The sequence below is a fragment of the Candidatus Zixiibacteriota bacterium genome (genome assembly GCA_040753495.1).
Taxonomy (GTDB): Bacteria; Zixibacteria; MSB-5A5; order GN15; family PGXB01; genus DYGG01.
This window is the reverse complement of sequence record JBFMEF010000196.1, coordinates 1-13,772: the sequence shown is the minus strand read 5'-3', so window position 1 is coordinate 13,772 and position 13,772 is coordinate 1. Positions and strand designations below refer to the sequence as shown.

Sequence of the window (13,772 nt, the reverse complement as noted above, 5' to 3'; positions counted from 1 at the left end):
TTGGACCCGATGCCGCACTGTCCCGGGCAATTCGAAAGCCGCTGTTTGACTCCTGGTTTACTATGAATCCGTTCCAGGGTGACTGCGCTCGGATAATGATTTTCGGGGAGTTTAGGACCGACGGCAGTCTATTGCCGCGAAAATCTACCAGGTCGGAATAAAGAACATCCTGTGCCCTGCCTCCGAGTGTGGTGGAGCCGAAACTGACCCGTTTGTCGCCCTCAATTTCTTCCAGACCAAGATAGAAAAGCTCGACCGCGTCGCTTTCGCCCCAGACTGAAAAACTCGGCACAAACCAGATTCTGTGTCCTCTCAAGTAATCGAGCGTGCGCATATTCTCCTCAAGTATGGGTGGGGGGATTGAGCCGCGTCGCCGGTGAGCGAAACGGCTTGAGCAAGTTCTCGTAGTCGTTGCGATAGCTCTCGGCGAGTTTTACCCAGTCGGCGCGGGCGGAATTGCCGTTGACGGCGGCGATGCGACAAACCAGCGATGCCGCAAGGAAAGTAGCCGCGGTCTGGAGCGCTTCATTAGCTCCAAAAGAGCGGCTGACGTCAATCTCTCTTTCAATAATGCTCGAAGCTTCGGCCGCCGCCTGCGCATAGACCGAATCGCTCAGGAAATCGAGCGGAATATCATAGTCGACAAAAACTTTCTGCCCGGAGCCGATACTCCCGCCGGCAAGACGTCGGATTCGCCCTCGCTGATAATCGACGGCATAATCGGTTCCTTCAAGATAAAGGTGATAGCGAAAGTACCAGACTGCGACCACAGCCCCTTCGCTTATAAGACCGCCCGGCAGTCGCTTGAGACGGCTATCGATATAATCAAAGTAGTAGTCGATATTTTCACGGTAGATACTTCCGAGGGAACTGTCGCCGGCGACCGTAAGGGAACCAGAGACAATATCGGCATAAACCAGCGCCTGACCGGTTTCAGTCAAAGGAAAATCTTCCTTTACCGGCTGGTAATCTCGCAGCGCTCTGACTTTAAGATTTTCGGGAACAATACCGCCTCCGGGAAGCTCCCTCCAGTCGGTTCCTTCCATAATGACCGACATCTCCCGTTGGCGAAGCCCAAGGGTTTCAGGAAAGACAAAATGTTTTTTTACCAGTTCGCTGTTTGTGTACGACATAAATCACTCCGCCAGGATGAGGCTTTGCACTTCGGTGATAGAAGTAATCTGGGAGCCGACCGGTCCGGTTGCATAGGGCACATTGACCACCACCCGCACCCAGAATTTTTCCGCGCCATTGACTGTTTTCTTCTGCCAGCCGAGAGGGATAGAAAGATAATCTTCCCAGAGAAGCAGTTCTTTGTCAGAGAGAGAAAAGTCGAACAGACCGCCGGCGGGACTGAAACTCTGCCAGTCGGCGCCGTCGAAATACTGCCAGAGCGCCCCGCCGCCGGAACCGGATTGGGAAAGACGCAAATTGAGGAAATTGAATTTCTCATCCATTCCGAAATAAAGGGCGTCGCCGCTCTCCTTGAGCATGGCGCCGGTGGTCGTATGAAAGATATCGCCGGTAGTATCGCTGGCGGCGGCAGCGGTCAGGTCCTGGTATGTCCCTGATGACGACGAATAACAGAGCAAACGAGAGAGAGCATCCTTGCGGCGGTCAAGAACGGCCGGATTTGAGAAAAGGTTATTGCTGCGACGACTGAAGAGGATTCTCTTCTGAGATGAGCCATAAGCTGAAAGATAAAGCAGAGACGGCTCATTTCCAGAATACGCCACCTGCGGAAATTCCCCGCTGTTGCTGTCGATTTCGACAATGCCGCTCCAGATAACGCCGTCGTATTCGCGGAAGCGGACCCGATTATCGTCAAAGAGGATGCCGATTCTTCCGTTTTCAGAGACGGCCGCGTCAAAATGTTCGTCCAGCGCCGAACCGGAGGCAATCAGCAGCTCGGTTTCCCAGGTCCCGGCAGAAATATGTTTCCGGCAGTACGCCATCGCCGCGCCGCCCCGGGTATATATGGCATAGAGATAATTATTGCAAAATATCAGTTTCGAAAAGGCGCTGTATTCGGCACCGGTCAGTGATGTCCCGGCGCTGGAGCTTCCATTAGGCCAGTTGACCCCGTCATCATCGGAGAACTTGACATTGATGTAGTAACTCCCCGCCGCCAGGCGGCTCCAGGAACTCCAGAGCCGTCCTGATGGCTCCATAATTATCGAGGGGTAGAAATTGTCGTCACCATCATAAATGGTGTTAAGCGAACCGACCGACCAGAGACCATCGGCCAACGACAACTTTCTCAATACCAGATTATTTGTTGCGGCGAGCGAATATACCAGGTAGATTTTGCCGCCGCTATCGATAACGGCGTCGAACGGAGAATCGGCGCCATCGCTTATGACTGCGCTCGGGCTGCTCCAATCAACATAGGGATAGTCGGCGTATGTCAATTTTATTTCTCCGGCGCCGCTCTGAAACAGGGCGACTCGCCGTCCGGCATATTCGCCCGATTTTACCTTGAGAAGTTTCTTGCCGGCAGCGATACCGAGTGGGTACGAAGCATCGCTGTTTGACAGATATTTTTTCATCTGGCTCCTTTAAGAAGCAGGCGCCCATAACGGCGCCTGCTCTGGCTCACCATCGATTAAGAGAAAACCGTATCGAGAACCACCGCCGCTTCGTTTATCACTTTAGCGTATGCCACCGATTCGGAGATAACCGCCTCTTCAAACCGCTGCTCGATGATTTTATCGTACTCTACCATCAAAGGCTGCGTTATGACCTCTTCCACCGCAAAACGGGAATCAAGCCCGATAAGGAGGTCAGACGGAACATCATCGCATCGAACCAGGGTCGCTCCCAGGGGACTGAAGATTTCGCCTTTGTTCTGGAAGCGAAAGCCGGCCAGGGGGTCTTTGAATTCATCCATGGTCAGAATCGCTTTCAGTCTGCCGACATGGCAAACAATGGTGTTCATTTCAAACGGCGCAAACTCCGCCCAGAGAGTGACCAGGTCGTCGTAATTGAGCGTTCCGGAGACGGCGGCATTCACCACCCGCGCCGGATTGCTGTTGCCGTCGCCGTTTATCAGGCAGTCGGTGATAAGGGCGATTTTGTCGGTCTGCAGTTTGAACCCGATATACCAGAGCAGCACCCGGAACTGCGCTGTGGTCCGATAGCGGAGAGCCTTGTAACTGGTTTTAAGACCGAGCCCATACTCCGGGACCGTGATGGAATGATTCTGCTCCGTTACCAGAATCTGCGGAATCTCGCTACCTTCCCCGATTGGCCGAAGGGACAATCTTCCGGTGGAAGCGGTGTCGATATGAATGGGGGTGTAACGGTTGTTGGCGACAGTAGTCGAGCCGGCAATAAGGCTATTCAGTTCCGGACGCATCGCCTGTCCCTTTTTGATTTCACGGAGAATAAATTCCGGCATCAGCGACGGCGCCATCTGATAAAACTGCTCTACCGTGGTCGCCTTGTTGCCGCCGAGGCGGATTCCGGCAAGAGCCAGCTGCCGCTCAAAAGCATCCAGTGGAGAACCGGAAGGTGACGGGTCATACTCGGCCGTTTCGAGAAGCTCGCTTACGGTCATACCTCGTCCTTCCGCTTCCAGATAAGTATCGCGGTCGATTTTGATTTCGGCGGTTCGGCTTAAATCGACCGAACCGTTCAATTCTCGCGTTGCCAGGTCGTCGTTTTCCGCCTGACGGCCGAAAGTCTGAACAAATCTATTGAAGGTCATCTGAATCTCCTCCCTCAGTTAAGAAGTATAGTGCAGTCGGTGGTGCCGTTGACTTCAAGCACGGTGCCGCGGGCGATATTGCCGCCGGCCGGGTCATAACCGGTGAGAACGGGCGCCTGACGGACTGTGCCGCCGGCGCCGCCGACTACCCGATTGCCGACCACCGGATAGGTGGCTGATATTGGAAGACGGCATATGCCGCCGACCTGCACCGTTGCCACCCGTTTGCCGTCATCGGCGTCAGTCAACGTAAGCGCTATCAGTTTTCCCAAAAGGGTGGAGCCGCTACTGCACGGTCCGACGGTGAAATTGGCAGTCAACGTCACCGCCTTGCCGATATCGGCATCTTTCAAATCATCGACCCCGCCGGTCTGTGATAGGCTGAAACTTGCCAGAACCGGCGCCACTGTTTCGAGATTCTGGTCTCTTATTCCCATTGTTTTCTCCTTGATTTCTTGAGTTTGTCGGGGCGAAGAATGCCCTGCCCCGGTTTAGATCTTATGCTCTTCCCACCGCTTGCCGGAATCTGCTCCCCTGCCGAAATTGAGATATCGGAAACTGGCGGGAAAACAGTTTCGGAAGCGGGCGGCGACGCGGTGGTACTGCCGGATAAGCTGCTCGGCGCAGAACTGCTCGATATCGCCGGACAGATGGCTCGCCAGAATGGCGGAATCATCATCCGGTCTGCAGGCGATAATCGCTTTGAGCATGCCGAGAATCCGCGCGCGGTATTCTTCTTTGAGAAGCCGGCAGTCCTGGCGCAGTTGCGCCGTCTCTTCAAGTTGCGCCGCGGCCGCCGAGAGCGCTTCCGCCAGCGTATCAAGATTGAGTTCGGAAAGCGACTCCGATAAGATATCCGCCGCCAGCTTCTTCAATTTCCCGCTCTCGATTATAACTTCTTTCACCTTTCTCTCCTTTGTTCCGACAGATAGAATTCAATCCGGGTAAGGCGCGAAGTGATGTCGGCTTTGAATTGATAGAATTCATCTTTCCTGATAGTCCCCTCCGCGATTAAAACCTCCAGCCGTTCCAGCCTCTTATCGATCGCCTCCACCAGGACTATCTCCGCTTTTTCCGCCAGGGCTACTTTGATATTTCCGATGGTGGTGAAGTAGGCGGCCGACATCCCCAGAAGCGCCATCACAAAACTGAAAAGCGGTTTGCTCAGGAACACCAGCAGCAATGAACGAGCACTTTCAGATTTCATTCCGGATATCACCCCACCTTCCCTCCTCCCGGCGGTAAAATAGAAATTTCCGCATCCCTTTAATCCGGACCGGCCGGAGGATGAAATTACCTTTTAAATACCCCTCCAGAGAAAACCGGTACCCCTCGCCGTAACGCTCTCGCGAAAGAATAGTCCCATTATGACCTGATTCCGTAACGGAGCGGGAATTATTATCATATCTGTCGGCCAAGAGCCATCCCCCCTGCTGAACTTGGTCGGGGGAGCAATGAGAGAGGAGAAGCGGTCCATCTGTCTGGCGGAAATCAATCAGAGTTCTGTTGCCGGAAATGGGGGTGACCGTATAGCGGCGGCGTAATTCGCTCTCAGATGCAATCAGGCGCAATTCATCCGGCCCGCTGCCGGCAGCCGCGAGGGCGGTTATTCGGGGATGTTTCAGCTCAATGGAATCACCGTTGAGGTTTACACCGGCGGTCTCTATTTCGCAGATGTCGCCGATTGCCAAACGATGAGTGGAGCAGATAATATTATTTACCGGCAACGTCTGACCTTGAGAGACTCCGCTCAGACGGTAGCGAAAACCTCGAGAAAACTGCTCCAATGCGGCAACCTTGAACCGGGCGCTTCGCCTGTACGTGAAGAGAAATCGCTCTGAACCGTTCGCCGAATAGATTTCAACTCCGCAGCGAGTGGCTATTTTATCAACTACCTGCGACAGCTCCGAGTAACTGACTGCGGTCGCCGGCGCCAGCAGCGCGGTTAACCGCGAAAATAACCTCTCCAGCCGTTTCCGACGATGCGCCCCATCTTCTGAGGCAACATTATCGCTCCCTTCCTCCAGGATATCGAATACTTTCATCTCGAGACGCCGCACCGGTGAATGTCCGCCGACCAGATAGGAAGCAACATCGGCTGCCAACTGTCTCTCCTTGCCGCGATATCCGATAAGGGAGACCTCGACCGCAAAATCTGAGGTGGGGAGTTTCAACCGGTTGAGAAATTGTACCAGAAGCTCCGAGTCAAGCGGCGTGCCATCAGGATAAGTCACACTTAATGCGCCACTTCTCTTATAAAGATGCGCTTTGAGCGACTCATATGCCGGCAGCGCCAGATACCGCTCATCGGGAGGAACTTTCGTGATATCCCAGAGCTTCTGAAGCGGCTGCAGTCTATGGCGGTCTGGATTCTCGAGCTCTCCCGCGACGTGCTTTGTAAATGCCAACTCGTTGGTCAGCGATGTATTCTCGACCGAGCCGCGGTAAACCAATGACGTCTCCAACACTTTTTCAATCTTGCGGTAGTTGAAATGAGCGACCTTTTTGACACCGCCGGTTTCATATTCGGCGAAGGGCTGGTGACGGCAATCCCGCATATCATTTCCGCAGATGGAACATTCCGGGAGACCGAAAATGAAGCTGATGGAGCATTCTTTATAGATACCGCCATCGATATTTTTCCGAATCTCTTCCCCGTCGGCGGAATCCTTGAGCCAATAGAAATAGACTTTTATCCAGTTGGCGTTACCGCGCGCGGTTCGCTCGGCATGGAAATTTCGGGCTATAGGAAGCGAATCTTTGCGATGCCCCACCAGAACCGGCGAATCAATCAGGAGCGCTGCCAGCTTCTCATGCTCTTCCACCGGAAAGCAGCCGCCGAAACTGTTGACACGGTCCGAAACTATATACATTGCCCGGATATGGACCATCTCTGCCGTCACCCTCTCCGGTGGCGCAATGTTTCGATTTATCTTCTCCAGCAGAGTTTCCGGAATTTCCGCATCCTTTTCCGCCAGTTCGGCGGTGAGACGCCCTATTAAGTTGTCCATTTTACCTCCCTTAATAGTTCACCCCGCGGCATCGTCACCAGCGGATTGTTAACGTTTTTGCTGAGAATCGTATGCAACCAGGTTCAACCTGAACGGCAACCGATGAAACCGCCGGGCAGAGCCTGAAGAATACATTCATTGAATCTCAACGAGTTACGCGGGAGGAGAGATTCTGCGGCTTTCGGCATACCCCTTGCTCAAAGAGTCCTTGGAAACAGAAAAGAATGGAGATGATAATATGGTAATGTATCGCGCTAAGAAACGGTTCCCTTTCAAATGGATTGTCGCCGCGGTAGTATTTGTTGCCACCCTTTGTATCACTTTTAACGACCTCTACGGCGCCATCCAGCCGTTTTAATAAATTCCCACCTTAGGACTTACTTAAAGCAGGGTCTTCGAGCATGAGACCCTGCTTCCATTTTTTGGAATTCCATTCCCCCCGGAAGCCGTATATTATGAGACGTAACTTTTATTGCGGCGTACTGCTTGTTACATTAGGCTTTTTATCTGATATGCCGGGTCGATAAATTGAAGAAGCAGGCGTGATATCAAAAACGAGGCGGATATGGATGACAAGATTAACCTTCCTATCGCGGCTGAAACCAGAATAGGACATGTGCATCTCAAAGTATCCGACCTTGAGCGCTCGGTAAGATTCTACACCGAAGTGCTCGGGTTCGAGGTAACGGCGCGTATGGGACAGAGCGCTGCCTTCCTTTCAGCCGGCGGTTATCATCACCAAATCGGACTGAACATCTGGGAGTCCCAGGGCGGTTCGCCTCCACCGCGCGGGTCGACCGGGCTGTATCATTTTGCGATTTTGCTGCCAAGCCGCAAGGAACTTACCCGGGCTATCCTCAGGTTGCAGCGTCATAACTGGCCTATCGAAGGCGCCGCTGACCATGGCGTAAGCGAAGCCATTTATCTGCGAGACCCGGATGAAAACGGCATCGAATTATATATCGACCGCCCCCGCGAAGAATGGCCCCGCGGTCCCAAAGGAGATACAATTCTATATACTCATCCGCTTGACATTGATGGTTTGATTGCGGAATATAGGGAAACGGAAAAGCAGTAATCATGGGATATCAGAATGAATGATGAAGAACGGATGAAATCGGGAGTTTCGAAAGAGTACCGCAATGACCGTATTGTCGTCCGCTGGGAGCCGCGGCTTTGCATTCATACCGGCAACTGCCTGCGGGGATTACCGCAGGTGTTCAACCTCTCCGCCCGCCCCTGGATTTCTATAAATGCGGCCGATGCCGATAAAATCGCGGAGGTGGTAATGACCTGCCCGACCGGGGCATTGACCTATGAGCGTCCCGACAGCGCTCCATCGGAGTCAAAGACTGAAGTTGTAAAAATTACGGAACGCCCCAACGGTCCGCTTTTCGTGGAAGGACCGGTCAAGATTGTCGCCGCCAACGGCGCCGTGATAAAGGAGGGGAACCGCTTCTCCCTCTGCCGCTGCGGGCATACACAGAATCGCCCTTTCTGCGACGGCAGCCATAAGAAAATCAATTTCCGGACCACGGATTAACACAACGGTCATTAATTGGCTGCACGGCCCGACACTATAACTCCAGATTGACAAAACCGCCACTGGCGCCACGCGATGCGCATAAGGCTTGGAAGATTTTCAAAGTTGCGGCAGGTCTTGATTTCGCGCTGCCAGGTGCGAAGCACGTGATTTCGTTGCTCTTATAGAGCGAAATTGTGACCTGCCGCTCTTCCTGCCTCTGCCATTGAAACGCCCCTCAAAGGCGGTGTCGGTCCGTCTCGGCGGATTTCCTGACACATGAATCGCCATTCAAAGTTGCGGCAGGTCTTGATTTCGCGCAACCAGGTGCGAAGCACGTGATTTCGTTGCTCTTATAGAGCGAAATTGTGACCTGCCACTATTTCTGACACTGCCATTGAAACGCCACTCAAAGGCGGTATCAGTCCGCCTCGGCGGATTTCCTGACACAACAAACGCCATCGAACAATCTCTTACTTCTTCTCCAGCACCCCGGCATTCCGCATCAGATGTTTCAGCATCTGCACCTGTCCGTAATGACTGGCAAAATGCTCCAGAACATGGTACAAGGTCCATTCGCGGGTAATACTCGCATCCGGCATTTTGAAGGATTCCTGCAGTTGCAAATCTTTCCATCCGCGCAATTCGGAATGAACTTTCTGTCGGGCGATATCCAGATACCGGATATAGTCGGATAGCGTCAATCCCGTTAATACTTCGGGATGTTTCCCCTCAGCTGCCAGAGGGAGTCCATCATCAAAATTCGGGATGCCGAACAGCTCATCGAGAATTTTCTGACCGTCCGGACGGCTCGGTATCTCCCTGGCGGCGATATTTATCCACCATACCTCGGTCAACGCCAGGTGCGCCAGAAGCATCCCGACCGTGTTCATTCCCGGAGCAGGCTGCCACTCCAGATGTCGCACTTCCAGCTCTTCCACCACTTTTTTCAGCCGCCGCAACATATCGTCGAATTGCGCCGCAAAAAGTCCCACTATCGCCTGTGTCTTCTGGTCGTATCCCGACGGAAATTCCAATTTAATTTCCCGCATAAGAATACCCTCTGTTAATTGTGAAACTGGTGTCCAATATATATTATGCATATACGGAATTTCAAATGGCGCAGTGTCAGATTTTTGAATCAAAGTGATATTGACTGCGTAAATTTTTGAGACAGTCAAATCAGGAAACCGAGGTTTTACTTATGCCTTTTGAACTTGAGAAATCAATAGAGATACTGCAACGAACTCCGGGCGTTCTGGAAGTCATGCTCTCGGGACTCTCCGAGGAATGGACGGGCGTTAACGAAGGGGGCGATTCCTGGTCGCCGTACGACATAGTCGGGCATTTTCTGCATGGCGAGCGGACCGACTGGATAGCGCGGATGGAGATAATCCTTAGCGATATGCCGGACAAACGGTTTACCCCCTTTGACCGTTTCGCGCAATTTGATGAAAGCAAGGGAAAATCGCTGGAGATGCTTCTGGCAGAATTCAAAGAAGAAAGAAAAAAGAGTATCAGGACTCTTCTCTCCAGGAAAATCAATGAGCAAATGCTTGCTTTCGAAGGAATCCATCCCAAGTTCGGCAAGGTGACTTTGCGGCAACTCTTATCGACCTGGGTAGCGCATGACCTGGCTCATCTGGCGCAGATTGCCCGGGTTATGGCAAAGCAGTATAAAGAAGAGGTCGGTCCCTGGATTGAGTTCCTGCCGATTTTGACATCGAAATAATCAAATCCGGGCCCCTGACGAACACCAATCAGCCGGCAACAGGAATTCCGTTTGCCTTCCGCCCGGCAACCGCTATATTATTCATACGTTACAGTTGCTCTTACCTGCTCCGGGAGAATCTATGTTAGGCAAATTTCTTAAGCGCTTTTTATTGTTCGCTTTAACAGTCTTCGTCATTTCCTGCTCCAAAGGGGGCGGCGGGGTTGACCAGGATGATGAGGGGAATCCCCCCTCCAATATCACCGACTTGACCGTCAGCGAAGTGACCCCCAACTCCATTAAACTGACCTGGACGGCGCCCTCCGATGACGACCCCTCTGGCCGCGCCGCCGAATATGATATGCGGGTCGCCATGGAGGAAATCACTTATCTCAATTTCGATTCCGCCTACAAACTGGACGGCGAGCCGCTTCCCGGCCCGGCCGGCGCCAGGGACTCTATTACGGTTACCGGCTTGATGGAAGATTCCACCTATTACTTCGCTCTCAACTCCGGCGACAAGGATGAAAACTGGTCCTGGATTTCCAACTGCGCCTATGGCATCTGCTTTGACAACTACGTGGTCGATATCCCTGATTCGATGCTGGAGGTGATGCTTCGCTCGGTCTTAGTCAAACCGGACGGTCCCATTTACCGCACCGACCTGTTGAATGTATATTTCCTCGATTGCAATAATCGTCTCATCGCCGACCTCACCGGGCTTGAGCATTGCCTCAATCTGCATACGATGCTGTTCTGGAACAACCGCCCGGCGTCGCTTACGCCGCTGGCGCCGCTGACCAGGATGGTCTCTCTCCAGATGGGACACAATGCTCTTGCCGATATCTCCCCCCTTGCCGGCATGACCGAACTGACTACCCTCTACCTGCACGATAATTCCATAAGCAACATCACGGCATTGAGCAATATGACCAAACTGAGAGACCTTAACCTCCTTCTCAATAATATCAGCGACATCTCGGCCCTCAGTGGAAAAGACTCACTGCGAGCGCTCGACCTCAGCCAGAACCATATCGTAAGCATATCGCCCCTGGCCGGGATGACAAAACTGGAAGTTCTCTTTCTGGACTTGAATGAAATAGTCGATATCGCGCCGGTCTCCGGACTGACGGCGCTTCTCAGCCTGAAACTGAATGACAATGATGCTGTCGTCATACCATCATTGAGCAATCTCACATCGCTTGGATATCTTTCTCTGAACAACAATCAACTCAATGATATTTCCGGGCTGGGGGGACTGGGCAGCCTACAATTCCTTTCGCTTCAGAACAACCATATTGTCGAAATCTCGGCTCTATCCGGCCTTACCGGGCTGACCGTTCTCGACCTGCGCTCCAATGATATCATTGAAGTCACATCACTGGCGGCGCTTACCGAACTGGAGACGCTCCATCTGACCATGAATGAAATCGAAACCATTGAAGACCTGACCGCTCTGACCAAACTGAAATACTTATATTTTTCCTATAATCAGATTTCTGATATCAGCGCTCTTTCCGGAATGACCGGGCTGGTTGACCTGCAGTTTTACAATAACCAGGTGGATGATATATCGGCGCTGGCGGGATTGACCAATCTGGCGCGGCTGGCGATAATGAACAACCAGATTACCGATATCACGCCGCTGGTGAATAACAGCGGACTGGGAGCAGGGGATGAGGTCTATCTTACCGGCAATCCGCTGACGCAAGAATCGATTGATATGATTCAAACCCTCCGCGACCGCGGGGTAACAGTGAGCTGGTTGTAGGAATTGAAACTGCCGTCCTGCACCCCGCCCCATAACGGGACTGACAGCGCCAGCCGAGCAGGTCGAAATCCTTTATAGGTTTCGACATCAGGGGATTAAAGACTAAGAGTGATTTATCAAATGCGGTGTCAGGAATCTTTCCTGACACCTTGGGATCCTCGCCATCGGCGGGGATGCATACCTTGTCACGGTCTTTCGAAATTTCCGTCAGGAAAGGATTCCTGACGGCACAGCAAAGTCCAAAAACCAAAGAAAACCAGCCCAGCAGTCTTTCAGAAAGGCATCGTCAAGCAGGTAGGGCAGGAGCCCTGCGCTCCTGCCATAATCGACCATTCATGGTCGATTGACCCGGACAATAAATCGTCCCCCCCCTGTCACCCCTTCCCCACCCGCGGCTTAATCATCGGCACCTCCCGCTCATGCAGCGGCCAGAGCGCCAACGCCAGCGCCACCAGGGCGTCGCCGGTCTCCGCCGAATCCCACCTTGCTTCCCGCAACTCATCCTCCAGCGACCAGACCCGTCCGCTACCGCTGTCCGCCCCGGCGGAATCCGGCAACTCCCAGCGATGGTATCGGATTTTCTCCATACTGTGAAACAGTTCCAGATTGGTCATAAGCTCCGCTTTGGTCTTGGGTGTCATAATGATTGCGGTCGGATTTAATTCACTAATCTGCGAAACCACCACATCCCCCAAACCGGTGGCATCAACCAGTATCCGCCCCGGGTATTTTTTTTGCTGCTTCCGTATCTGTTCCAGAATAATATTCCAATCCCATTTCCGGATTCGCTCCAAATCAACGACCGTAACAATACCGTTTTGAACCTGCACCGTTATCCCCACCGTCGCCGTTTTCTTGCGCGCCAAATCCCAGCCGGTGATATAGAAGGATTCCCTGCCGTCGGATGAAGACTCATCCCCCTTATCATCGGGAATTAACGCCGCATCGATATACTTTCCCGGTATAATCTCCGCGCCGCTATCGACAAACTGCCCCATAATGTTCTGCGCCACCCGATGGTCGCTGAGGTATTTTGTCTGCATCCGAAGATATTCGCCGGAGATAAAACTGTTCTCGCGCGAATCGCCCCCCTGAACATAGCCGTCGTCACGCCGCTCCTTCAACTCCAGCATCTTCCGGTAAAACCAGTTCTTGCCGTTTGGGGTCGAAACCAGGTCGAGCTTTCCCATCCGGTCAGCCAGACGCATCTTTATGACATTATTGACGACATACTCGGCGTCATCATCATACGCCACCTCGTCATAGACAAAATAGTCGTAATCGTTCCCCAGCAGATATTCTCCCTGACGTTGCGTAGAGCGGGCTTCGATTATGGCGCCGTTGCCGAGGTAAAGGCGGGGATACGGTGTCACCACCATCCGCCGAATCAGGTTCTTGATTATGAATTGTTCCTGGAACAGGCGTGCTACCGTATCGAAAATTATTCGCGCCTGGTCGAGAGTCAGGCTGGCGGTAACAATACGGTACCGCAGGGCGCGGTCATATTTCAGGTTGCGAATCCGGAAGAGAGCGTGATGGACAATCTTCACCGCCGAGACAAACGATTTCCCCCAGCGGTTGCCGGTGACCAGAAGATTCTCCATCCGGTCGCTTCTCTCCAGCCATCTTCTCTGCCCCGGATGCAGTCCCAGATTCAGAAATTTCTCGGCAAAAAACGGAATATCGCCCACCGCCCGCCGCCAGTCGGTTTCCAAAGCGGATGATGTTATGATAGTCTCCCTCCCGAATTTGATAAGTCGCCCCTTGTCTGGACATGCCTTTGACCGTCGCGCTATATCCTAATCCCGACTCCGGTCGGAGTAAGTACTTTAGTCGTTGCGTCAGATCCTAATTCCGACTCCAGTCGGAATGGGAATTTCAGTTGTTGCGTCAAATCCTAACTCCTGTCGGAGCAAGTACTTCAGTCGTTGCGTCAGATTTTAACTCCGACTCCTCTCGGAATGAGAATTTTGGTCGTTGCGTCAGATCCTAATTCCGACTCCAGTCGGAATGAGATCTGACGCAAACTTCAAAGCAGACCCTCCGCC

The 13,772-nt window shown here is 52.7% G+C and carries 14 protein-coding genes; 4 read left to right on the top strand and 10 right to left on the bottom strand.

Annotated features, from left to right (window positions below):
• The 8 genes from AB1690_12790 to AB1690_12755 all read right to left on the bottom strand — a co-directional run.
• Positions 1 to 334, bottom strand: a 334-nt coding sequence (locus AB1690_12790; protein MEW6016180.1) for a hypothetical protein, incomplete at its 3' end; no start/stop codon positions are given.
• A 7-nt stretch (positions 335 to 341) separates the two neighbouring features.
• Positions 342 to 1,133 carry a hypothetical protein gene (locus AB1690_12785; protein MEW6016179.1) on the bottom strand — a complete coding sequence of 264 codons (792 nt, stop codon included), beginning with the start codon at positions 1,131 to 1,133 and terminating at the stop codon, positions 342 to 344.
• 3 nt (positions 1,134 to 1,136) lie between these two features.
• Positions 1,137 to 2,549 (bottom strand): hypothetical protein, encoded by a 1,413-nt coding sequence (locus AB1690_12780; protein ID MEW6016178.1) that lies wholly within the window; start codon positions 2,547 to 2,549, stop codon positions 1,137 to 1,139.
• A gap of 56 nt (positions 2,550 to 2,605) precedes the next feature.
• Positions 2,606 to 3,709, bottom strand: a complete 1,104-nt coding sequence (locus tag AB1690_12775; protein ID MEW6016177.1) for a hypothetical protein — start codon at positions 3,707 to 3,709, stop codon at positions 2,606 to 2,608.
• A 14-nt stretch (positions 3,710 to 3,723) separates the two neighbouring features.
• On the bottom strand, positions 3,724 to 4,146 hold the full coding sequence (locus AB1690_12770; GenBank protein ID MEW6016176.1) for a hypothetical protein: 423 nt from the start codon (positions 4,144 to 4,146) through the stop codon (positions 3,724 to 3,726).
• A 54-nt stretch (positions 4,147 to 4,200) separates the two neighbouring features.
• The gene (locus AB1690_12765) at positions 4,201 to 4,614 is read right to left on the bottom strand and encodes a hypothetical protein (protein MEW6016175.1); all 414 of its coding nucleotides are present in this window, start codon (positions 4,612 to 4,614) and stop codon (positions 4,201 to 4,203) included.
• Entirely contained in the window at positions 4,611 to 4,916 is a 306-nt protein-coding gene (locus AB1690_12760; protein ID MEW6016174.1) for a hypothetical protein, read from the bottom strand. The genes AB1690_12765 and AB1690_12760 overlap by 4 nt, the downstream gene beginning before the upstream one ends.
• Positions 4,906 to 6,720: a hypothetical protein gene (locus AB1690_12755; GenBank protein MEW6016173.1), complete on the bottom strand. Its 1,815-nt coding sequence runs from the start codon at positions 6,718 to 6,720 to the stop codon at positions 4,906 to 4,908. Before AB1690_12755 ends, AB1690_12760 begins: the two co-directional genes overlap by 11 nt.
• 565 nt (positions 6,721 to 7,285) lie before the next feature.
• Here AB1690_12755 and AB1690_12750 point away from each other — a divergent pair.
• Positions 7,286 to 7,798 carry a VOC family protein gene (locus tag AB1690_12750; GenBank protein ID MEW6016172.1) on the top strand — a complete coding sequence of 171 codons (513 nt, stop codon included), beginning with the start codon at positions 7,286 to 7,288 and terminating at the stop codon, positions 7,796 to 7,798.
• Positions 7,799 to 7,813: 15 nt separating this feature from the next.
• The gene (locus tag AB1690_12745) at positions 7,814 to 8,263 is read left to right on the top strand and encodes a (4Fe-4S)-binding protein (protein MEW6016171.1); all 450 of its coding nucleotides are present in this window, start codon (positions 7,814 to 7,816) and stop codon (positions 8,261 to 8,263) included.
• A gap of 452 nt (positions 8,264 to 8,715) precedes the next feature.
• Here the strand turns inward: AB1690_12745 and AB1690_12740 are convergent, their stop codons facing one another.
• Positions 8,716 to 9,294, bottom strand: coding sequence for a DinB family protein (locus AB1690_12740; GenBank protein MEW6016170.1), 579 nt, complete (start codon positions 9,292 to 9,294; stop codon positions 8,716 to 8,718).
• A 152-nt stretch (positions 9,295 to 9,446) separates the two neighbouring features.
• Between AB1690_12740 and AB1690_12735 the strand changes: the two genes are divergently transcribed.
• Together AB1690_12735 and AB1690_12730 are read left to right on the top strand one after the other, a co-directional pair.
• Positions 9,447 to 9,974, top strand: a complete 528-nt coding sequence (locus tag AB1690_12735) for a DinB family protein (GenBank protein ID MEW6016169.1) — start codon at positions 9,447 to 9,449, stop codon at positions 9,972 to 9,974.
• A gap of 121 nt (positions 9,975 to 10,095) precedes the next feature.
• Positions 10,096 to 11,724 carry a leucine-rich repeat domain-containing protein gene (locus tag AB1690_12730; GenBank protein MEW6016168.1) on the top strand — a complete coding sequence of 543 codons (1,629 nt, stop codon included), beginning with the start codon at positions 10,096 to 10,098 and terminating at the stop codon, positions 11,722 to 11,724.
• 374 nt (positions 11,725 to 12,098) lie between these two features.
• Here AB1690_12730 and AB1690_12725 read toward each other — a convergent pair whose 3' ends face one another.
• Positions 12,099 to 13,439, bottom strand: a complete 1,341-nt coding sequence (locus tag AB1690_12725) for a terminase family protein (protein MEW6016167.1) — start codon at positions 13,437 to 13,439, stop codon at positions 12,099 to 12,101.
• Between the last annotated feature and the right edge of the window lie 333 nt (positions 13,440 to 13,772).